The organism is Pseudoteredinibacter isoporae, assembly GCF_011602085.1.
GTDB lineage: Bacteria > Pseudomonadota > Gammaproteobacteria > Pseudomonadales > Cellvibrionaceae > Pseudoteredinibacter > Pseudoteredinibacter isoporae.
Map to the genome: position 1 here is coordinate 101,300 of NZ_JAAONY010000004.1, position 20,363 is coordinate 121,662.

Consider the following 20,363-nt stretch of genomic DNA (forward strand, 5'->3'; position numbering starts at 1 on the left):
AGGGAACAGGCGCCACGGTGTGGCGCCGTTGTGAGTGGTCTAGACCACGGCTTAGTAGCTGTCCGACTTGGCTGCTACCTTCTGGCTGGCGGCGATGTCGTCTGCTGAAATAACGCCATCCTGGTTTTTGTCCCAGCGATTAAAGATGCGTTTGCCGGAAATCTGCAGCTCATCAAAGGTCATGCTCTTGTCCTTGTTATCGTCCAGAACATCAAAGCGAATATAGGTTTGTTTGATGGCCGCACGACGGGTTTTGGCGATAGCCGCGTCCACGCGATCTTCGTACTCACCCAGATATTCGTTCAATACCAGATCGCCACTTTTATCCTGATCGGCAAGGTGAAAGACCGAGCGACGCTCGTTTACGAATTCATCCTTGGTGATCTTGCCATCTTCGTTGGCGTCATAGATGGTGAACATACCTTTTTTACTGTGTGTGGTTGGCATGCGAATCATGGAGCGACGGCGAGCTTTTTTCTTGGCCTTTTTCTTATCGGCCTTGGCAACTTTTTCGCCTTTTTTCTTTTTCCACTTGTACTCGGGCTTTGGATCGTTTTCATCAATAACGTTATCTTTATTGCCGTCCCAGCGAGCAAAGGTGCGCTCACCCGAAGCCTCGTATTCGGCCCAGGTCATCACTTCATTGTCGTCTTTATCGAGAGCCTTGAAGCGAACGATGGTTTGTTTTACCTGACCTTTGCGATCTTTTTCAATGCGGTCGTCCAGGCGGCCTTCATATTCGTAAACGTATTCTTCGGTGTCCAGAGTGCCGTTTTTGTTGCTATCGACACTGTCAAAGAACTTGCGACGGGAATCGTTGTACTCGCCCCAGCTGACTACGCTGTCTTTAGAGGCATCGTGATCTTCAAGAATGCGGGCCAGACGTTCTTCTGTCATGGGCATTGGGCGGTGGCCGCGATCATCTTTCGCAGCTTTTGCCCGTTCAGTTTTGCTCAGGCCTTTGCTATCAGCCATGGCGGCTTTAGCATTGTTGGCCGAGCTTTGTTCGGCAACGGGTGTGGTCTGGGAGCAAGCGCTCAAGCTTGCAACCGCGATGGCAATCGGTAGTAATTTTTTCATGGCTATTCTCACTTAGATGTTTTCGAACACTTGCACACTCAGGGTGGTCGTGTGGCTGAAGGTAGGCACTTTCGAGCCTTCTGGTGCAGGTCCGCGATAGCGGGCGCGCAGCAAATATTTACCAGCCGGCAGAGTTAAAGCGGCAACGCCGTCTTTATTGGTGGCAAAGCTCATGGGCTTGCTCTTTTCTTGATTGGCGCGGTAAGCCAGGATTTCCTGATCGGCCATGCCTTTGTTGTCCAACAGAATTTTCAGGGAGAACTCTTCGTCTGCGAACAACTCGGTCGGGTTGTCGATGGGAAGAATTTGCAAACCTTCTGCTTCAACTTTCAGTGCACCATTACTCGGAGCCTTGCGGCTGACATAGGTGTCGGCGCGAGTAATGGATTGGAAGTGAAACTTAACGTCGGCGCCTTCGGGTGCAGGTTCTTTAGGGTCCATAACCCGCTTCTCTTCGCCGTCCAAATCGTAAATCAGGAAGGTTGCGCCTTTGCGTGCGCCCGTAGTGATGCGGTAGGTGCCTTCGTCTTTCAGTTCATGTTCCAGAACCACACGGGTTTTCAGTTCGGCCATTGAATCAGGTTTGACGCTATTGCCTTCTGGAGTGGTGACCATGAAGTGGCCCTTGTTAAAAGCGGCCTCAGGAATGAAGAATTCTTCCGCGAAGGAGGCATCAAAGCTGGCCATTTTTCCCATCACCGGCTCAAAGCTGGTTGGAGCGATATAAGGGGTATGGGCTGAACTCTGGGAAGCGGTAAAAGCTGCCAGAGAAGCCAGAAGCAATGCGTGGGGTTTACGAGGTAGGCCAAACATAGTCAGGTTCTCCAAGATTTAGCTGTGTTTACCGCCTGTTGCGACAAGGTGGGTCGACAAATCAGGCGAATGGTAATGCAAATAAAAATGATTCTCAATAATTATGAAGAAAAATCCACAATTCAACACGAAAATGAGGATCAGGTCGCCGGTTTAACTGGCGACCAGAGCAACGGTGCAAACCGCAGCAGTTAAAAAGCCCAGATACACAGCGGGCTTCAGGTATCGCCGATTGGGCAATAACAGAATTAAACCGCTGATGGAAAACAGTAAAATCAGCACCGAACTGACATCGAGCAGCAGCTTCCAGGCGAGGCCGGTATGACGCCCTTTATGCAAATCGTTCATCCAGGCCCAAACACCAAAATCACTGCGGCTGGCAGTCACCAAGCCACTTTCCAGTTCCAGTTCGCCACTGGCAAAACCACCGGGCATCTGCGCATCAAAAAACAGTACTTCCCCGTCATCTTCGATTTTTAGCTGACTGAAGTTCAGGCCTAAAGCCTGTTCAATCTGCCCAATCTGGTTTGGGCTGAACTGAGCGCCTTGTTCGGCTTTGTAGGCGTCCAGTTGAAATTCAATTTCCTGTTCCTGGGCTTCACCAACGAACCAGCTGGGGTGGTTCAGGGTAATGCCCGTGAAGGCGAAGAACAGCAGTAACAGCAACAGGGCAATCGCTGCGTAAATATGGAGCAATCGGGACCAGCGCCACAGAGTTTTGTTTACTTTCATGGTTTAGCGTGTGTTTTGTTGTCTTATCAGTCTCTGAAGAATGTCCATATTTGCAATCAAGTCCCTGCGGCTCGGATCGAGCTTCAGTATGTTTTGTAAAAAGCCTTGCGCGGCCTTGTAGCGTTTTTGCAGGTAGGCCACCTGGGCACGTTTCATCCAGGCCGCTTCGCGGCTGTTGTCCATGGAAGCCGCGCGACTCAAAAGGATGTCTGCACGGCTTAGCTGTCCTTGTTCGATACGCAATTGGGCGAGATCCAAAATGGCGTCGCCATTGGCCGGGTTGTGCTTGAGCGCTTGTTGCAGCAGGCTTGCCTGGCGTTTGCTTTGGCCTTTATTGGCCGCCAGCTTGGCACGCTGCAAACTCCAGTGACTCAGGTCTACAGAACGGTACTGTTTGCTTTGAGCTTTGCTGGCCTGAATCAGCGTGGCGAGATCATTCCAGTGACCGTGTGATGCCAACCACTCCAACATCGGGCCGAGGTAACCATAGTCTTTCAGCAGGCTGGGGCTTTGCTTGGCGATATGAACGGCACGAGAAATGTTTCCGGACTGCACATTAAGTTGCGCCAGCAGTTGCAGATTCTGCTTCTGTTTTTCGCCCAGGCGATACGCCATTTCCATCGCGGTCAGTGCGCGATTCTTTTGTTCAGCTGCGATTGCGGCATTGGCTTTGTGCAGCCAGAGTTCACGGTTGTTTGGATCATCCCGCAGCAGTTCATCAATCAAACTGTTAGCTTGCAAGTGCGAGCGCGATTGACTCAAGGCCATTAGCAAACCTTTCTGCCAGTGCTTGTTCTCGGGCGCAAGGGCGTAGGCTCTCTGATAGGCAGCGACAGAGCTGAATGCCGAATGTTCGCGCAAATTCAGGTAGCCCAGTTGACCGAACAGATCTGCGCTGGCACCGCCGAGCGCAATGGTTTGTGCGAGATACTGACGTGCCTTTCCCGCTTGATTTTGACTCAGTGCAAGCCCTGCCAGAGATTGGCTGGCCAACATATAATCGCCATGCAGTTTGATGGACTTCAGATAGTCTTTTTCAGCCTGCGAGTATTGTTTAAGTTGGGTGAGCACTTGCGCACGGACGTAAAGCAGTGCGGCGCTGGGTTCACTGGGCCAATGCTCTTTCAACTGGGTGTTGGCCCTGCTGTATTGTTTTTTATCCAGCAGTGGGCGTATGGCATCAATGATCGGAAATTCTTCGGTTTTCAACTTCGGATTGCTGCCCCCGCTGGCCAGCGGTTTGAAACTCATGGCCCAATTGGGTTCAGGCAAAGAAATTTTGACATCCGCGCTTGCCGGCAGACTCAAAACCACTAAGCCCAGGCTGAAAACAAGGCCATTGAGGAACTGCCGGGCTCGTATTGAGGTATTAAAAAATAGCATAGGAGACCTCAACTGTGCTCCAGTTCTAGTGGCCAGATAAATTCGGCTTTTACCAACTTTCCATCGACTTTGGGCGGCGTAAAGCGAGCTTGATTAATGGCTTGTTTTAAACTGGGTTTGAGTTCCGGATATTTTAATTGGGTGATTCTTTGCAAATGCACCTGGCCTTGCTCGTCGATCATCACCAGCAATTTGACCAGCGCTTTATTGACACCACGTTGGTACAGTCGGTGAGGAAAACTCACGCGAATCGGCGTCAGCAATTGTGGTCGCTGGTCCAGCTGTTCCAGCCCAAAGGCCTGCCAATCGGGAGACCAATCAATGTTTAAATTAACCTGAGTCAAACTGTCGACAGGTGGTTTTTCGACTTTTATCTCGTTGACTTTGACCGGTTGTTTACTGACTTTCAAAGCTAAGCCCTGTGCTTGAAAGCTGAAATCCAGATCGGCAACCTGGCTGCTTTCCTGACTTTGTTCCTGGGCCGGTGGCGGTGGTGGGGGCGGCAGCGCAACACTGATCTGGCGCACGACCCAGTCTTTCTTTTCCGGTACCTTGTCGGATTTACTCAGCTGCAGCAATGCCAATAAGGCGGCCAGGCTCAGACCGGCAAATAATATCGCCAGTGCCCGGCGGGCAAACGGTGAAAATGCTTGCGCTTTTGAAAGCTGTGAACTCATTGCACCCGTTGCCATCGTTAGCTCCCTCGCTTGGTCGCGATATTGATTTGACTGGCGCCTGCCAGCTTGGCTTGGTCGATCACATCCACCAGCAGTTGAGCCGAGGTGTTTTTATCCGCTTGAATCACCAAGGCTTTTTTCTGCTTGGCCAGGGCGTGGGCGATGGTTGCGCGCACGCCGGAGACACCGATATTGGCACCGTCGTACATGACTTCGCCGCTGGCGCTGATGGCCAACAGAATCACATTGCGTTCCAGGCGTTCGCTCGAAACGGCTTTGGGTTTATCCACTTCAATACCGGTTTCTTTTACAAAAACCGTGGTCACGATAAAGAAGATCAGCAGAATAAAAACGACATCCAACAGCGGAGACAAGTCGATATTGTTGCCTTGTTCCTGTTCGATGCGCTGGCTGAGTCTGGATCTCATACGCCTAAGCCTCGCTCATGCCAGTGTCCGTCTCACCGTATTGGACAAGGCGGCTTTTAATGTAGTGGTTGAGCAGGTAGCCGGGTACAGCCAGCAAAAGGCCAAGCTGTGTTGTGCCCAGAGCGGTGCCCACACCGCCAGCGATCAGGGTGTTGAAATCCACATGGTCGGCGGCCATATCGGCAAAGGTTTGCAGCAAGCCCATAATGGTGCCGAGCAAACCCAACAGGGGCAGGGCCGCCAGGCAGGCGTCTGCGAGTTGACAGCGGGATTGCTTCTTTTCCAGGTCTGCGTTGGCATTTAGCAACGTATCAAACAGCAGGCTGTACGCGAGTAAGCCCACCAGCAGAATTGCCCAGAAAACCCACTGATCAAGATGCAAAATCATGCGGCTCTCACCTCGGGTTTTTCAACGGGCCATTGCAATTGGCTCAGCTCGATAGCGAAAGCTTCGGCTTTACTGTTTTGACGGCGTACCCAACGTTGCAAAAAGGCGTGCAGCAGCAGAGCAGGAATGGCGACCACCAAGCCCAATTCGGTAGTGACCAGAGCTTCAGAAATACCGGACGATACGGCGCTGGCGTCACCCGAGCCAAAAATGGTCATCAGCTTAAAGGTTTCGATCATGCCGCTGACGGTTCCAAGCAGGCCCAACAAGGGGGCAACGGCGGCGATTACGGCGATTGTGCCTAACCATTTTTCGAGACGCTGCTTGTCGGCCATTAAACTGTTAAACAGGCGATCTTCCCTTGGTCCGAGTTGCTCTTCCGTCAAACAGATGTTGAGCAGTTGAGCTTGAATGCCCGGCTTTTTCTGTTGCTTAAACAGTGCTTGCAATTGCGCTCCCGCTTCGCGATCGCCACGCTGGAAGGCTGCGGCTGCACGACTGCCAAGCGCGGGAATCCATTTGGGAAGGCGCAACAGCTGTAGGCTCTTCAATAGGGCACATATCACGGCAACGACACCGAAGAACAAAATCGGCAGGGCCCAAACACCGCCTTTAAAAATATGTTCACTCAGGCTTTCTTCTTGCTGTGCCAGTTTGATGGCGCGCTCCAGACTGGGGTCAAAATGCAGTTCGCCTTGGCCTTGTTGGGCTTGTGCTTGCCAGCTGCGGCTTTGGGAATCAGAGGCCTGCAGAATAATTTCGGGAATGTCGTTGTCGTTTAACCAGCCTGCAATGGCTTGTGAATCTGGGGCTTTCGACACCGCCCAGCGAACCGGACCCAGACGGAGAACCTGGGCATCCTGAAGCTGGCCGTCAGTACTGATAATTTGCTGTGCTTTCCAGCTTGGCAGCAGGGCATCTTGCTGTTCTTGAGCCTGTTGTTCAAACAGGTTCAGCAGGGTATCACTGTTGTGGCTGTCGTCCAGATCTATCTTGTTGCCCAGATAATCGACCAGGGCATAAGCTTGATAGGCGTCTTGTTCCTGCCAGTTTTTCAGTCGGTCTTGCAGTTCTTGCAGGGCCAGAGTTTTTTCATCGGCCAGGCGCTGGATGGTGGCCGCCTTATCACGTAAGCCTTCAACTTGAATTTCTGCTTTATGAAGTCGAGTAGAAAAGGATTGTCTTTCAGCAGACTGCTTTTTCTGTAAAGCAAGAAGCTGACTTTGGGATTTTTTGATATCCCTCATCAGACCGGCTTCAAGCTGATTGTCGGCCCAACTTGCCGGGCTGAGCAGGGCGGCCGATAGCAGGGTGGTGCTAAGCAATGATCTCGAACGTTTACGTGCGAATCGTTTGAGTGTGATCATATGGCATCACCACTCAATGTTACGGTGATTGGCAACAGGGTGGCTTTTTCAGGCTGCTTGGCCGCTTTGATCAGGGCTTGCAGTTGATCGGCCAGTGCATTGTCGCTGTGCCACTGCCATTGATCACTCCCCGCTTCACCGTAGCCTGCGTATTGGCCATCCCGACTCAGGTACCAGCCTTTGGAAACACCGAGATAGAGCTGATCTACCAATATTTCCTGCTCGCCCTCATCCGCGATTGGCATCAGCGCTTGATGCAGGGTGACTTTTTCTCGAAAGCGGTCAAAGCTTTTGTACATATCGAGATACAGATCCAGCCGCTTGCTGGGGTGATCCTCCAACAGAGCCAGCTTATTCAAATTTTCCTGCCAGTGTTTCGCCAGTGGTTCGGGTAGCCGAGGCAGCAGAGCGGTGACATGGCGACTGGCCGATTCCAGAGAGCCTTTGAGTTGCTGTTGGCGGGCCTCCAGAGCGTTTTGTTCGCTGGCCAGTTCTTCGCGTTTTTGCTGAGCTTTGGTTTTTAAACCGGAGTGTTTATCCAGGTGCTTTTTAAGCCCCGAGCTTTCGGCATTCAACAGCTCAAGGCGCTGTTGCAGAACCTGCTTTTCCTCTTGCCAGGATAAACGCATCTGTTCACGCTGTTGCTCGATGGCCAGCCATTGTTGCATGAGTCCTTCGAGACGGGAGGCGGGGGATTGTTGGGCGAGGCTGCCCGCTTGATAGCTCAAGCCCAGCGCCAATGAAGCTGTCAGAATCCAGCGTTTCACGACTTGGCCTCAATGCTCAGTTGGCTGAACTCTCCTTCCAGTTTGAGTTCACCTTTTTCAGTTAGCGGCCATTCGAACTTCAGACATTTGGCATTGTGGCCGCCGTGTTCCCGGGCGACTTCAGCGCAGAGCTTATAGGTGCCGGGCGCCAGTTCCTTTGCTTTGCCGTCCAATCCATCCCAAGTGAGGGTGTACACACCTGGCCCTTTTGTTGCACCGGTGACACCGTCGGCGGCATGTTCGTTCTTGCGTAGAACGCGTCGCCAAAAGTACTTAAGATCCTTTAACCAGCGGTCATCTTCATACCACAGCTGAACCACACGCTGGGGTTTGTTTTTGCTGTTGGCAATCCAAACCGCCGCGTAGGGGCGCTCGTAATCCCCAACATTAAAGCTGGGTAACTCGATTTCAATTTGATAAGGGGCAGCCACAGTGCTGCCGACCCAGCATAGCAGGGCCATCGACAAGGTACTTCTGGACATAAATTAATAATAAGATGGCAAATGAGAATCGTTATTATAATTATTAAAATTAATATGGCTAGAACTTTGTATTGAAATTGAGCGACGCGAGTAGGCTTGATCTGGCACTTATTTCCTTGGGCAAAGCACCGGAAATGGAAAAAGAGCCTTTAAATCAAGGGGAATAGGTAGGATTTGGTGGGGGTAAAATGGAGCTGCAAGCTCTGGCCAGCCGTTGCCTTTTTGGCAACAGCTGGCCAGCTTTGACTGGGGTTTAAGGCTGTTCCGGCTTGTTCAGATCGTCTTCCTGTCGTAAATACCCGGCGGCTTCCTCATCCTGTCGAGTGAGTGCAGGGTTGCTTTGCATGGGAATGGCACGGGACTGCTGATTGATGTCATGAATCTGGGAAGCATTGTGCAAATCGCGCTCGCTGGTAATAGCGGCGATGGATTCGCGATCCTTCAGGAAGCTGATCACGTCCTGGCGAATACTGGCGAGTTCCTGATCGTTTTTATGCATTTCCAGAATGTAGCGCGGGTGCTCCAGATTGCGCATCCCGCTGGCGGCAAAGGTACTGGAAACAATGCGGCTCACAATGACCCAGGGCGTAATGCTTGAACGAACCAGGGTGTTTTCAGAGCGGGTGGAATCGTGAATGCTGGTTCCCGTAGAGATCTTGGATTCGGTGAAGGTGCCTTCCACTTTCACATAAATCAGGTGACTCTCAAACTGCATTTCGGCAAAGAACACATGGGCGGCGTTGCTCAGTATACGGGCAAAGGCGCGAATCAGAACCGCAGCCAGAAACACATGGATCACGGCGGCGGCCAGGCTCGACAGTTCTGCAATTTGCTCATCTGTCAGGGCCGAACCAAGGCGTTTAAATCCGATCTCGTTCATGTAGTTGTACAGATCGCCCACATTGAAGGCCAGCCAGACGGTCAGCAGGGAAGCGATCAGAAAGCCGACATTACCCGTAATCAGGCTGAGCATGCGGCTGCTGTTAAACGCGGCGCCGAGATCCATCGCTTTGAATTTGGGCTGCACTTCCTGGATCATTTCTCCGAAGAACTTGCCTTTGCCTTCCACCTGTTCTTCCAGATTGGGTTCCAGCTCCTGGTAAACCCGGTTCGGTACTTCCTTATAGCGGCGATTGGCCATTACCAAGTTATCAAGATTGATGAAAATTTCATTGGGGTGAACGGATTCCTGCCAGTTTTCACGCAGCTCAGAAACCTCGGCTTTCGGATCGCAGTAGCCCAGGCGCTTTTTCAGCATCATGCTGCAAATGACACTGACCACAACTGCGGCAATGCTGATGCCCAGAAGATAAAACAATGTATTGGGTGCCGGCAGCCAGGCCAGCACCTCTTCCAGCTTGAGAAGGCTCCAGCCGCTGGTTTTCAGAGTAAAGGACAGGGCCAGACCGATAATGACGGGCAGAAGAATTGCTCCAGCGACCACTTTGGTAAGCTCTTTGCCCCCAAGGCTGGAAATGCGTTTGTCGGCGGTTCGGTTAATGCCCTGGCCGGCGGCTCGCCAAACCAGAATCAGGTAAATCGTCAGCGCAACGGAGTAGGCCGGGAAGGCGAACTCACCGATCTCTCCGGCAAAACCTGCCAGGGAAACAAAGGCCGTTAATGCATAGGCGATCAGAGCGACAAGGGTTCTCACCCAGGCGCCAAACAAATGCTGAGCCATATTGCGCACCGGGTAAGGCATAAAGATCAGCTTGGGGAAGATGCTGTGCATAAAGCGGGCGACCAGGCCTTCGGGTTCAACAAAGGTGGAGTTTTTGCGCCCGACCAGCATTTCGGTCAGTCCCTGGCGGGTATAGGCGAGGTAATCGTATTCTTCCTTGGCGGTGCTGGCTTCGGAATGGCTGAAATTCTGGGCCAATGAGGTTGGGTGGTTACGGCCAACAAAAAAGCGCAGAGTCGCAATGATGCCACTGGCGCAAAATCGAATGCCGCTGGCCAGTAGAAACAGCCCAAAGAGAACCAATATCCAGCCCATACCGGCGTTCTCTTTTACGATCGAGGCAGCCTGGAATAACAGGAAAACACCCATTGCCACTTCGGCGGCACCGCGCAGGGCTGTTACCGCCCCTTCTTTCTTAAAGGGGTTTCTTAGCCCCAGGTCTATCGAGCCGTAATCAAAAGCCATTTTGACGTCCTTAGCCTACTTAAGATAAATCGCGCTAAGTGTGCCTGACTCAATCGGGGGCAGCAAGCCCGTTTCAGAAGGGGCCGAGAGTGATCTGGCGCTGGTCTCCAGGCGGCGCAATATTCAGTTTTGGTTCAGTAACATCAAACGGACTGAACTGGTTAAAAAGTGTGGCTAGTCTTTTGTTGATCTAGTAATTTGTGGTCATTTCTGGCTGTGGGAGCTAGGGCTTCTACCCATGTGTGTTAACTTAGCCAAGACCGATAAGGGGCACGAATTTGATGGCTTAAACCCATACTGCTTCTTTCTGGTGTAATTGCTGTAAGGTCTGCCAGGACATGAGCCATAAAAAAAATCTAAGCGCGTTTATTCTCTGGGTACTGCTGATCGTGATGTCCGGCTTATCGCAGTCCTCGTTGGCGGAGTCCCTTCAAAGCCTGTTGCAGACATTGGATCAGAAGCATTTTCTGATGAGGTCGAATGCGGAAACCAAAGACAAGCTTGAGTCTCATCTGGATCACCTCGACGATTATCCGCCGCTGTTGCAAGCTCAGTTTTATTTGCATTATCAGGAAGCCCTGACGCACACCGAAAAGTTTGAGGATTCCATAGAAGTCAGGAAGCAATTACTGGATATTGCGAAACGAGAATCGCTTCCCGCTTCCTATCTTCGCTACAGCAAGATGCTTTTGGGATTGTCTTATGCGAATCTCTCCAGAGGCGAAGAATCGAAATCCACACTGGAGAGTGTGATTCAGGAGTCCATTGAAGCGGATGACTTTCAAGTCGCCTTTCACAGCTTCTTAACCCTTGGTGATGTGTACTCATTCCAGAAGAATTTCCCTCTGACTTTTTCCAGTTACAAGCGGGCGCAGTCGATTCTTATCCGGGAATTGTTGCCCGCAGAAAGTGGGAATCACGCCTTTTTCCTGCAAGCTGAGATGAACTACCGAATCGGGTATGTCTATCGGCATATGTGGCGCGATAAAGAGTCGATTTCGTATTTGAAGTCGGCATTAAAATTCGATCGTCTGATCAAAAACTCCAGAAACGTCAAATACGATTTGAATCAGATTGCAGACGCTTATTTTCGTTTGGGGGAGATACGTGAAGCGGAAAAGTACCTGCTAATGCTGGAGGCGGAGTTCAGAAAGGCCGGTGTGAATAACGATGGTCGACTGCTGGGCTTTGCCAGTTCAATGATCCGACTGAAGGTTAAGCAGGGCGAACTTGAACAGGCCAGGAAGTACATCGAGATTGCCACTTCTGTTGAAAACGAGGTTCAGGCGGTTGCCAGCAAGCTGACGTATTATCTGGCCTATGCGGATTACGCAAACGCTGATGGAAAATACGAAGAGGCCATAGCCAAATGTAAGTTAGTGGAGCTTGCGACCCGTGAGCAGGAATGGAGTGAATATCGTCATCTGGCGCTTAAACTGGATGCGGAAGCAAACTTTGCCCTGGGGCGTTACAAAGAGTCAGCGATCTCTTTCCAAAAGGTGCATCAGTCATACCTTAAGCGGAGTGATCATATACGCATGATGGCGGCCGAAGTTGAGCGTGCCAGATTTGATTTTGAATCTGAAGCGATGAAAGTCGAGCGCCTGATACAGGATAATCATATGACCGAGCTGGCACTGCAATCAGAGCGCGATAAACTCAGAGTGCTGGTTCTCATTATCAGCCTGTCGCTACTGTTGATTTGTTCTCTGGTCGCCATGGTGCTTTACGCCTCTCGAAATGGGAAGAAGCTCAAATTCCTGGCGAACTACGATGGTTTGACGGGGGTGCTGAATCGACGAGCGATTATTGAGTACGGTGAAAAGATTGCCAGAACCCACGGTGGTCTTTCCCTGTTGTTGATTGATGTGGATCATTTCAAAAGCATCAACGACAATTTTGGTCATGCCAAGGGCGATCGAGTGTTGCAATATATCGCCCTGATGGCCTCTGAGTTTTGCAGCAACGAAGTGAACTTCGGACGCCTTGGTGGTGAAGAGTTTCTGTTTGTGATTCATGGAATGTCGATCAATGAAACACTCAAGCTTGCCGATACTTTTTCCAATAATTTGAAATCCAAGCCCATTGACGGGATTCCGGCTCCGACAGTCAGTATTGGCTATGCTCATCAGGAAGAGGGTGGTGAGTTCAATACATTGCTGGAAAGGGCCGATGAGGCTTTGTATCAAGCCAAGAGCGGCGGCCGGGACTGTGTTGTACAGCATCGGCCGCAGCTGGAAGATCAGGAATCCAAGGTGCTGCTGAGAGCCTGAGGGCTTTCAGTGCGTTGTTTGGCATTTGCTCTCTGTGTGGAAGTTGCCGCGTCGGGCCGTTGCTTTAATGCCATGAGACAAAAGGCAGTAACGAATACGCAAGCTACGAGGTCAACCCAGATACTGTGATCACCATGATTCCAACCCAATAAACCCAGTGCCGACAGCAGACTGGCAAGCGGGATCAAAGCCGTTACGGCGGCACAGAAATACAACAGGTTTCGCGCATTCTTTTTAGCGTCGCTCCGCTTCAAAAATGCCCAGACTACACAGACAAAGAACAGCAGATAATACAAGCCGTTGTACTGTGCCGGTACGTTCATGATCGCGCCCGGTGCCAGCTTGGCCATGGCGACAACCGCTGAAATGCCCGCGATACAACCGAGGCTCACGCCCACGCTTAATTGATAGAGAAAGTGATCAGAGCGAAAGCCACTCTTCTTGCGATTCTGTTTCCGTTTGGCTTCAATCCATAACAGATTGCCGCTGTAGAACAGGAAGGCACCGGCCAGACCGAGAAAGAAATACAGCCATTGGGTAATGGCGCCGCCATAGTTACCAAAATGCAAGGCGAAGAAGCTGCTGACGGTTGCTTGTAACACTTCTTGCTGCCCGGGCATGTATTCAGTTGAAAGAATCTCTCCGGTATAAGCGTCGAGGCTGACTAAACCGTGGCGCGGGCGACTGGCGTGATGCTTTGGATCTTTACCCATAACAAACAACATTTGCTTGGGCTTGGGGCCACGGGTTTGGCGGTAGTTCAGAATGTCGGGGCTGAATTCCGGTGCAGAGCTTTCCAGTTTGCCGATCAGTTTTTCGACCGGGTAGAAGGGCGCATTCTCGCTGGGAGGGCTGACGGCTGGAGGCCCCTCAAGGGGCACTTTCTTATCGGCGTGTATGCTGACCATCTGGGTACCGTAGAATGGATCGTGCAGTGCGAAGACGACAGCCGTCAGAGCCATGATGATATGAAAGGGCAGGCTGAAAACCCCCAGCAGGTTATGCACATCCAGCCACATACGTTTTACTTTTCCACCCAAGCGAAGCGCGAACAAATCTTTTACCAGAGTTGGCAGTAAAATAATGACACCGGAGACAAGGGCAATCGCATAAAGCGCCGAAACGATGCCTGTGATGGGCATGGCCAACTCATGGTCAATCAGAATGCCGACTTGCTGGTGCAGAGTGTCGATCAGTTGTGCTACCGGGGAAGCTTGCTCCTTGCGGATCAGCAGCTCACCTTCGGTACTCAGGTCGGCGTAAAAATGCGTTGGCAATGCGTGATCATCGGCACCCGGCTCGCGTTCCTCCCAGTGCATTCTTCCCGGTCTGTCAGGGCTGCTTTGCAGAACAATATTGAAATTTCTTCCAGCCGAAGGATGCTCGGTAATCACCCGGTCGATTAAGGTTTGGGTTTTTTCTATGGGGGTGATATGTGACGGTTTCAAAGGTGGCGAGGCCCAGCGCTGAATGCTTTCTTCAAACATGGACAGCGCCCCGGCATAAAAGGCGATAAACAAAAACAGGCCACAGAGTATGCCCACCCAGCTGTGCACTTCACGGTATACACGAACGATATCGTTGCGAATCATTGTTTTATCTTTTTAATGTTGATTTGGGAAATACTTACCAAGGCCAAATGATCGGCCAGATCAGAAAATTGGCAGCGCCCAGATATAACCAGGCCTGCAAACCACTGCGAAAAACGAAACAACTGCTGAGAATCAGCACCCATATCGGGGCAATGATCCACATAAGAAACTGCCCCTGGACGGAAAAGACCGCGACGGGACCAAAGACAAACTCCATCAGTAAGCCGGTTAGGGCAATCGTGAGGGTAAATCCCAAAATAATGGCGGCACTGAGCTTGGCCAGCCATTGTTTATTGCTGTAGCGAAACTTCACCAGGCTTTTTTGTTCACTCATGTGTCATCCCTCTCGCTTTAGGTAGGCGATCAGTAACGGTCCCAATGTGAGAACGAACATCATCAGGGTCAGCAGCAGAAAAATAGCCGCCGGCGTACCCATAAACTGCAACAGACTGATCAGTGCCAGAATCGACAGAAGCAGGCCGGAAACGTTCAAGCCGCGTGTGGACACAGCGTGTTTTCTCAGCTGCTGGTTCGGGCTGGCAAGGTAGAAACAAAAACCTGCCAGCAGGCATAACCCGCTGGCAGTAAGGAGGAGAATCAAATTCATAGTGTGCGCTATTTAAAGTTATAGGTCAGCGAGACTCCGACATTTCGAGGCTGAACAACCGCGACATAACCTTCAGGGTAGCGTCGGCTTGCGGGTTCGGCCGAGGTGAAGGCTTGTTTGTCAAAAACATTGTTAACAAATGCGGCGATGGTCGAGTTATTCAATTCATAACTGGCGTTCACACGGGCCAGACCATAGTTGCCCGCCTTGCGCGCTTCGGTATTTTCAATATCACCAAAGTACTCGGCTACGTATTTGTAGGAAGCGCCGACATTGAAGTTGTCGCCAAACCAGTATTTTGCAGAAACATTTGCACTGATGTCCGGAGCAGAATTCAGTTCGTTTCCAGTTGCGGATGCGTACTGAGCGCCAGCATCCTTGATCTCGGTTTTCAGCAGGCCAATGCCGGCTTTTAATTCGAGATCCGTCACTGGACGGAATAGGGCTTCCAATTCGGCGCCGTAGGTTACGGCCTGATCCATGTTCACAATAAACCGGGAAGAGCTTAGTGCCTGATAACCGTCGTAGTCGTTGTAGAACAGGTTGGCGGTCAGGTTGGCACGGCCATCCTCCGTGGAACTGCGCAGGCTCAATTCATAACTGTTAACGGTTTCTTCATCGTAGTAATAGTATTCCTGGGCACGGAAATTCAAGGCACCACCGGCAGCGTTGTAACCGCGACGAGCGCTGAAGGACAAGGTACTGTTGTTGCTCAGGTCATACTGCAAGGCCAGTTTTGGCAAAAAGATGGTTTTGTTGGTATCCAGCTTGGCAACAATTGGCAGGTAGGTGAAGTCACGTGTCTGAGATTCTCTTTCCAGTCGACCACCGAGGGTCAGACGGAAGCCATCGCTGATGGCAAAATCCACTTCACCGTACACGGAAGCAGAATCACTTTCGTCATCACCGAAATAGGCGAAGGCACCGGCGCTCAGAATATCCTGTTCGCGTTCAAAGTACGCCAGGCCAATAAAACCGTTGATGTCATCGTTGTTGTTGCCGAAGTTCAACTTGGCATCGACGCTGAGGCTATTTTGATCAAAGCTCAGCTGCTGCTGGCGAGCTGGATTCGCTTCATAGGAATCAAATCCCCATTGATAATCCATATAGGCGATCAGCACATCGAAGCTCATGCTGTCATTGATGCGCGCGTCAAATTTGAGGCTGGTGGTATCGGAATCGGTTTCGATATCACGGAAGAAAATTCGCTTGTATTCCCAGGGATTGATCGCCGAGTAAAATGCACGACCGGTATCACCCTGTTCGTTATTGCTGGAGTGCGTCAGCATGACACTGACATCCTCACTCATCTGCCACAATAATTTACCCTTGAGACGAGTGGTGTCGATCTCATTGAGTTTGTAGGGTGGTGGGTTGCTGGCAAAGCCGGCGGTGTCGGTGATGGTTTCCGCATCCAGTTTTTGGGCGGTGAGGCGAAAGGCCAGAACATCGTCCACAATCGGGCCGGAAATCATGGCCGATGTATCGATGTAGTTCTCCTCGTTGCGGTAGCCTACACGGGCAGCACCTTCCCAATCAAAACTCGGGTCAGCGGTTTTGATATAGATCGAGCCGCCAATACTGTTGCGGCCATTGGTGGTGGATTGTGGGCCCCGGTAAACCTCAATCTGCTCGATATCCCAGATACCGGAGTCGCCGGTCAGGTCTGCCACAAAGGGTTCAGCCACACCGTCGATCAAGGTGGAAACCCGAGCTTTCGCTCCACCTGAAATCGAGTTAAAACCACCAGCGGCTCCATTCCCTTTTACGCCGCGAATATCCGGTACGGCACCGGTCAGGGCGACAACATTGGCGACATCCGAAACCGCGTCGCTGACAGTGAAGTACTTCATGCTGTTCAGCTCATCCTGGCTAATGACCGAAACCGAAGAGGTAGTCTCTTTCAGCGATTGTGTTTTTTTCTCACCGATAACCGTGATTTCTTCAAGCCAGCGTTCACCTTCGACCGGACGGTCGAGTGCTTCTTCGGCGTATGTGGCGTTAATTGTGAGGCTTAAGCTGAGCGCGGCGAGCGAGGTACAGCTGCGGATAGGGCGGATTTTACTCATAACAGGGTCTTTTAATGGTATTGGACGATAGGGCGCATCGATATAATGGGTATGAATAATGCGACTGATTCGTATTTGCGTAATTTGCTCGGCGGGCAGTATAATTTGCGTGGATGCGCAATTCCTTTGCGCAACAATCAAATGCCTTTGCTTAGCGAGCAATTTGCCAGGAGAGAACATTGCCGGTATGTGAGCCCTCTTTGTCTTCCTATGTGAAGCAGCGTGAATCGACCTGGATGCAGTCACTGCCATGCCAGGAGGCTGACCGTGGTTCCAATGAGGAAGTGAAGATCCGGGTCAAGGATTTCCAGAAGCGCAACGGTGTGTCTGTGACTCTGGAGGATGACCGTGTTGGCCCGGAAGACACATTGATCCGGGGCAAGTTTTTCAATAGCGATTTACGTACAGGCCTCAACCTGCGCTGCAGTAATACCCGCGAAGAACACGCCTTTACCTCGGATGCACAGCAGGGTTCGGGGCTGTCCTGTATCTTCTTTTTGCGCGGTTCGGTAGAGGTTGAGATTGGGGATTGTCAGTTTGACCTCAAGCCTAATCCCGGTTTTGGCGGAATCAGCGCGACCGGTGTTTTAAAGCGCGAGCCGCAGCCCTTTAAGCGCGTAACCAAGCAAGCTCAGTATGTTCGCCATCTGGTGGTTTCGGCCAGTCCGGATTGGTTGTCCAGCAGTGGTTTTGAGCAACGTCTTGGGCCACGTTTGCAGCAGATTTTGAAGCAACAAAATATGGCGTCCAATCAATGGCAGCCAAGCCATCGTTTGAATCATTTGATCAATGATATTTTCAGCCCCTCCCTGGTTTTGCCGGAGTTGTTGGATTTGCATTTGGAAGCGCGGACCATAGATATTGTCAGTGAGACTCTAACAGCAATGCTGTTGTCCTCTGGGGATGTATCGTCGGAACTGAGTCTTGGGCGTCACGATAATATCCGTCTACAGCGAGCCCGTGAATTTATTCTCGCCGATCCATCATGTGAGCTGAGTGTTGAACTGATTGCGCGTGAGGCCGGTGTGAGTGCCAGTGGTCTGCAACGGCTTTTCCAGCGGGTTGAAAGTTGCAGTGTATTTGATTACGTGCGCCGGGTGCGATTGGATATGGCCCATGATCGATTGCAACGTGGCCACTGCAGTGTGCAGGAAGCCAGCATGATGGCCGGCTATAAAAGTGCGGCCAATTTCGCCACGGCTTTCAAGCGCCGTTTCGGTAAAACCCCCAGACAAATTCTGCATAAGGCCTGATTTTTTGCGACTGAGGGCTTGAGGTGAGTGGGGGGTTATTCACCCGGCTGCTGATAGCTGACCAATACTGATCCCAGGCGATACTTAAGTTGCGGGTTCACGAAAAACAGCACCTTTAACCACCAGAGCAATTTGCTGCCGTCATCAAACAGATTTTGAACCTTCTGGATATCGGCGTCAGGAAGATAACTCTGAATACTTTTTCTCGGATTGCGCATGCCATGGCGAAATGGGCTGTTGGCGCCAACAGCTTTCACTGAAGGGTGCACCTTGCCTTTGGCCTGGTCGCCAATCACTTCAATACAGGCTTGGTGTTTGGGGAAGTGTGCACTGAATGCTTTCAGGAAATTCTCCACAACCGTTTCTTCAAAGTACATGAAGGTACCTTCACTGATCAACAGCAACGATTGTTCCGGGTGAAGTTTAATTTGCTCGAACCAACTGAAGTCATCAATGCCGCCAATCAGCTCGTGACTGTTTTCCTTTGCTTCCAGAAAATCCCGGCGCAGGCTGTGGGTGTCCTTAACGTCAACATTATACCAACTGACTTTATGGTCACCGAGACGGTAGCTGCGGTAATCCAGGCCGCAGCCTAAATTGATAATGACCGGGTAATCATGCTTTGCAATAAAGGTTTTGATTTCCTCATCGAACAACCGTGTGCGCGTTGCGACTCCATGGAACATCATGCTTTGATAGCTCAGGGGCATCTTGTCCAGATCGGCAAAATCCACACTTTCATCAAGTAGGAGTTTGGCCGCAAAAGTATCCTGACACTCTTCAATATTATTAACGGTTGCGTGACCGCGTGCCCAAAGAGGAATGAGCAAGGTCTTGGGTATATCGTTAAGCGTTTGCATGATGTTGGCTCCTTTTGAAGGATGAAGCCCCATACCCAATAGACTGGGTGCAGGGCCATAGGGTTTAAGCCAGAGTGAGTTTCGCCGGGTCTAATAAATCCAGCAGTTCCTCTCGGCTCAGATCGGTGTTTTCTTCCGCGACATCAATCACCGGGCGACCTTCTTTATAGGCTTGCTTGGCAATATCGGCGGCTTTGAGATAACCGATGATTGGGTTCAGCGCGGTCACCAGAATCGGGTTGCGTGACAGGGCTTCTTGCAGTTTGGCGTCGTTTACTTTGAAGCTGCTGATCGCTTTGTCAGCCAGCAAGCGGCTGCTGTTGCTCAGCAGGGTCAAACTTTGCAACAGGTTTTGAGCAACCAGTGGCAACATGACGTTCAGCTCAAAATTACCCGACTGGCCCGCCACGGTAATGGCGGCATCATTGCCGATAACCTGTGCTGCAACCATAGCCGTTGCCTCGGGAATTACGGGGTTAACCTTGCCTGGCATGATGGAAGAACCCGGTTGCAAGGCCTCCAGTTCGATTTCTCCCAATCCTGCTAGTGGCCCAGAGTTCATCCAGCGCAAATCGTTGGCGATTTTCAGCAGCGAAACGGCGGTTGTTTTCAGCTGCCCTGACAGCGCGACCGCGATATCCTGTGAGCCGATATGAGCAAAAAAGTTTTCGGCTGGTGTAAATTTAATGTCCAGGCGGGCACTTAATTCCTTCGCAAAAGTGTCGGCGAATTCCGGATGGGCATTGATGCCGGTGCCAACCGCTGTGCCGCCTTGGGCGAGGCTTTGAAGCTGTATTTGTTGAGCTTTTAATTGCGCAATGTTCTGTTCAATCTGAGTGGCCCAACTGTTCAGGCTTTGGCTCATGCGAACGGGCATGGCGTCCATCAAGTGGGTACGGCCGGTTTTAACGTGCTCGTGAACCTGCTCTGCCTTTATGCGAGTGATGCTCGCCAAATAATCCAGAGCGGGTATTAGTTCTTCGTGAAGACTGACAGCGGCACTGATATGAATCGTTGATGGAATAATGTCATTACTGCTTTGGCCGTAGTTCACATGATCGTTTGGCGACACTTCCTCACCGCAAAGCTTGCTGGCGATGGTGGCCAGCACTTCGTTGGCGTTCATGTTGGAGCTGGTTCCCGAACCGGTTTGAAAAACATCAACGGGAAAGTGCTTCATAAGGTCACTGCTTATCAGCAATTGATCGGCGGCTTTAACGATGGCATCTGCGTGAGCATCACTGACAACACCCAGCTTTTTGTTGGCGAGTGCAGCGGCGGCTTTGGCGTTCAGCAGGGCGCGAATAAAATTTTCCGGCATGGCCTGGCCACTGATGGGAAAGTTGTTGATGGCCCTTTGGGTCTGGGCGCGGTACAGGGCTTCTTCCGGTACTTCCAGTTCGCCCATGCTGTCGCGTTCGATGCGGATGCTGCTCATAATTTTCC

The 20,363-nt window shown here is 51.3% G+C and carries 19 protein-coding genes; 2 read left to right on the forward strand and 17 right to left on the reverse strand.

The features are described from left to right. Positions 1-51: 51 nt before the first annotated feature. From G8768_RS19240 to G8768_RS19290, 11 genes are all read right to left on the reverse strand, one after another. Positions 52-1,080 carry a CREC-EF hand family protein gene (locus G8768_RS19240; RefSeq protein WP_166843394.1) on the reverse strand — a complete coding sequence of 343 codons (1,029 nt, stop codon included), beginning with the start codon at positions 1,078-1,080 and terminating at the stop codon, positions 52-54. A gap of 12 nt (positions 1,081-1,092) precedes the next feature. Then, complete coding sequence (locus G8768_RS19245) at positions 1,093-1,893, reverse strand: DUF4198 domain-containing protein (protein WP_166843393.1); 801 nt, start codon at positions 1,891-1,893, stop codon at positions 1,093-1,095. 153 nt (positions 1,894-2,046) lie between these two features. Beyond that, complete coding sequence (locus G8768_RS19250; RefSeq protein ID WP_166843392.1) at positions 2,047-2,625, reverse strand: PepSY-associated TM helix domain-containing protein; 579 nt, start codon at positions 2,623-2,625, stop codon at positions 2,047-2,049. Positions 2,626-2,628: 3 nt separating this feature from the next. Beyond that, positions 2,629-4,008: a tetratricopeptide repeat protein gene (locus G8768_RS19255; protein ID WP_166843391.1), complete on the reverse strand. Its 1,380-nt coding sequence runs from the start codon at positions 4,006-4,008 to the stop codon at positions 2,629-2,631. A gap of 8 nt (positions 4,009-4,016) precedes the next feature. Then, positions 4,017-4,700 carry an energy transducer TonB gene (locus G8768_RS19260; protein WP_166843390.1) on the reverse strand — a complete coding sequence of 228 codons (684 nt, stop codon included), beginning with the start codon at positions 4,698-4,700 and terminating at the stop codon, positions 4,017-4,019. 2 nt (positions 4,701-4,702) lie between these two features. Next, entirely contained in the window at positions 4,703-5,113 is a 411-nt protein-coding gene (locus G8768_RS19265) for an ExbD/TolR family protein (protein ID WP_166843389.1), read from the reverse strand. A 4-nt stretch (positions 5,114-5,117) separates the two neighbouring features. After that, positions 5,118-5,501 carry a MotA/TolQ/ExbB proton channel family protein gene (locus tag G8768_RS19270; RefSeq protein WP_166843388.1) on the reverse strand — a complete coding sequence of 128 codons (384 nt, stop codon included), beginning with the start codon at positions 5,499-5,501 and terminating at the stop codon, positions 5,118-5,120. After that, positions 5,498-6,868, reverse strand: coding sequence for a MotA/TolQ/ExbB proton channel family protein (locus G8768_RS19275; RefSeq protein ID WP_166843387.1), 1,371 nt, complete (start codon positions 6,866-6,868; stop codon positions 5,498-5,500). The genes G8768_RS19270 and G8768_RS19275 overlap by 4 nt, the downstream gene beginning before the upstream one ends. Continuing rightward, positions 6,865-7,635 (reverse strand): DUF3450 family protein, encoded by a 771-nt coding sequence (locus tag G8768_RS19280; RefSeq protein WP_166843386.1) that lies wholly within the window; start codon positions 7,633-7,635, stop codon positions 6,865-6,867. The genes G8768_RS19275 and G8768_RS19280 overlap by 4 nt, the downstream gene beginning before the upstream one ends. Further along, entirely contained in the window at positions 7,632-8,117 is a 486-nt protein-coding gene (locus G8768_RS19285; RefSeq protein WP_166843385.1) for a DUF2271 domain-containing protein, read from the reverse strand. The genes G8768_RS19280 and G8768_RS19285 overlap by 4 nt, the downstream gene beginning before the upstream one ends. Positions 8,118-8,370: 253 nt before the next feature. Beyond that, complete coding sequence (locus G8768_RS19290; protein ID WP_166843384.1) at positions 8,371-10,263, reverse strand: hypothetical protein; 1,893 nt, start codon at positions 10,261-10,263, stop codon at positions 8,371-8,373. Positions 10,264-10,601: 338 nt separating this feature from the next. Here G8768_RS19290 and G8768_RS19295 point away from each other — a divergent pair, with 338 nt between their 5' ends. Then, positions 10,602-12,536, forward strand: a complete 1,935-nt coding sequence (locus G8768_RS19295; protein ID WP_166843383.1) for a sensor domain-containing diguanylate cyclase — start codon at positions 10,602-10,604, stop codon at positions 12,534-12,536. Here the strand turns inward: G8768_RS19295 and G8768_RS19300 are convergent. The 4 genes from G8768_RS19300 to G8768_RS19315 are packed head-to-tail and all read right to left on the reverse strand — an operon-like array spanning position 12,506 to position 16,804. Next, positions 12,506-14,128 carry a PepSY-associated TM helix domain-containing protein gene (locus tag G8768_RS19300; RefSeq protein WP_166843382.1) on the reverse strand — a complete coding sequence of 541 codons (1,623 nt, stop codon included), beginning with the start codon at positions 14,126-14,128 and terminating at the stop codon, positions 12,506-12,508. The two genes, G8768_RS19295 and G8768_RS19300, sit on opposite strands and share 31 nt — an antisense overlap. Before the next feature lie 34 nt (positions 14,129-14,162). Further along, on the reverse strand, positions 14,163-14,462 hold the full coding sequence (locus G8768_RS19305) for a hypothetical protein (protein WP_166843381.1): 300 nt from the start codon (positions 14,460-14,462) through the stop codon (positions 14,163-14,165). A gap of 3 nt (positions 14,463-14,465) precedes the next feature. Then, positions 14,466-14,735 (reverse strand): hypothetical protein, encoded by a 270-nt coding sequence (locus tag G8768_RS19310; RefSeq protein WP_166843380.1) that lies wholly within the window; start codon positions 14,733-14,735, stop codon positions 14,466-14,468. A gap of 8 nt (positions 14,736-14,743) precedes the next feature. Next, complete coding sequence (locus G8768_RS19315) at positions 14,744-16,804, reverse strand: TonB-dependent receptor (RefSeq protein WP_166843379.1); 2,061 nt, start codon at positions 16,802-16,804, stop codon at positions 14,744-14,746. Positions 16,805-16,983: 179 nt separating this feature from the next. On the opposite strand from G8768_RS19315, the gene G8768_RS19320 reads away from it, so the two are divergent. Then, on the forward strand, positions 16,984-18,057 hold the full coding sequence (locus tag G8768_RS19320) for a helix-turn-helix transcriptional regulator (RefSeq protein ID WP_166843378.1): 1,074 nt from the start codon (positions 16,984-16,986) through the stop codon (positions 18,055-18,057). A gap of 35 nt (positions 18,058-18,092) precedes the next feature. Here G8768_RS19320 and G8768_RS19325 read toward each other — a convergent pair whose 3' ends face one another. Together G8768_RS19325 and G8768_RS19330 are read right to left on the reverse strand one after the other, a co-directional pair. After that, complete coding sequence (locus tag G8768_RS19325; RefSeq protein ID WP_166843377.1) at positions 18,093-18,917, reverse strand: class I SAM-dependent methyltransferase; 825 nt, start codon at positions 18,915-18,917, stop codon at positions 18,093-18,095. A gap of 64 nt (positions 18,918-18,981) precedes the next feature. Further along, on the reverse strand, positions 18,982-20,355 hold the full coding sequence (locus G8768_RS19330) for a class II fumarate hydratase (protein ID WP_166843376.1): 1,374 nt from the start codon (positions 20,353-20,355) through the stop codon (positions 18,982-18,984). Positions 20,356-20,363: the final 8 nt, after the last annotated feature.

Bases quoted from the DNA above. Each gene is read 5' to 3' on its own strand.
- G8768_RS19240 (WP_166843394.1), bottom strand. From the start codon at position 1,080: ATGAAAAAATTACTACCGATTGCCATCGCGGTTGCAAGCTTGAGCGCT.
- G8768_RS19245 (WP_166843393.1), bottom strand. From the start codon at position 1,893: ATGTTTGGCCTACCTCGTAAACCCCACGCATTGCTTCTGGCTTCTCTG.
- G8768_RS19250 (WP_166843392.1), bottom strand. From the start codon at position 2,625: ATGAAAGTAAACAAAACTCTGTGGCGCTGGTCCCGATTGCTCCATATT.
- G8768_RS19255 (WP_166843391.1), bottom strand. From the start codon at position 4,008: ATGCTATTTTTTAATACCTCAATACGAGCCCGGCAGTTCCTCAATGGC.
- G8768_RS19260 (WP_166843390.1), bottom strand. From the start codon at position 4,700: ATGGCAACGGGTGCAATGAGTTCACAGCTTTCAAAAGCGCAAGCATTT.
- G8768_RS19265 (WP_166843389.1), bottom strand. From the start codon at position 5,113: ATGAGATCCAGACTCAGCCAGCGCATCGAACAGGAACAAGGCAACAAT.
- G8768_RS19270 (WP_166843388.1), bottom strand. From the start codon at position 5,501: ATGATTTTGCATCTTGATCAGTGGGTTTTCTGGGCAATTCTGCTGGTG.
- G8768_RS19275 (WP_166843387.1), bottom strand. From the start codon at position 6,868: ATGATCACACTCAAACGATTCGCACGTAAACGTTCGAGATCATTGCTT.
- G8768_RS19285 (WP_166843385.1), bottom strand. From the start codon at position 8,117: ATGTCCAGAAGTACCTTGTCGATGGCCCTGCTATGCTGGGTCGGCAGC.
- G8768_RS19290 (WP_166843384.1), bottom strand. From the start codon at position 10,263: ATGGCTTTTGATTACGGCTCGATAGACCTGGGGCTAAGAAACCCCTTT.
- G8768_RS19295 (WP_166843383.1), top strand. From the start codon at position 10,602: ATGAGCCATAAAAAAAATCTAAGCGCGTTTATTCTCTGGGTACTGCTG.
- G8768_RS19300 (WP_166843382.1), bottom strand. From the start codon at position 14,128: ATGATTCGCAACGATATCGTTCGTGTATACCGTGAAGTGCACAGCTGG.
- G8768_RS19305 (WP_166843381.1), bottom strand. From the start codon at position 14,462: ATGAGTGAACAAAAAAGCCTGGTGAAGTTTCGCTACAGCAATAAACAA.
- G8768_RS19310 (WP_166843380.1), bottom strand. From the start codon at position 14,735: ATGAATTTGATTCTCCTCCTTACTGCCAGCGGGTTATGCCTGCTGGCA.
- G8768_RS19315 (WP_166843379.1), bottom strand. From the start codon at position 16,804: ATGAGTAAAATCCGCCCTATCCGCAGCTGTACCTCGCTCGCCGCGCTC.
- G8768_RS19325 (WP_166843377.1), bottom strand. From the start codon at position 18,917: ATGCAAACGCTTAACGATATACCCAAGACCTTGCTCATTCCTCTTTGG.
- G8768_RS19330 (WP_166843376.1), bottom strand. From the start codon at position 20,355: ATGAGCAGCATCCGCATCGAACGCGACAGCATGGGCGAACTGGAAGTA.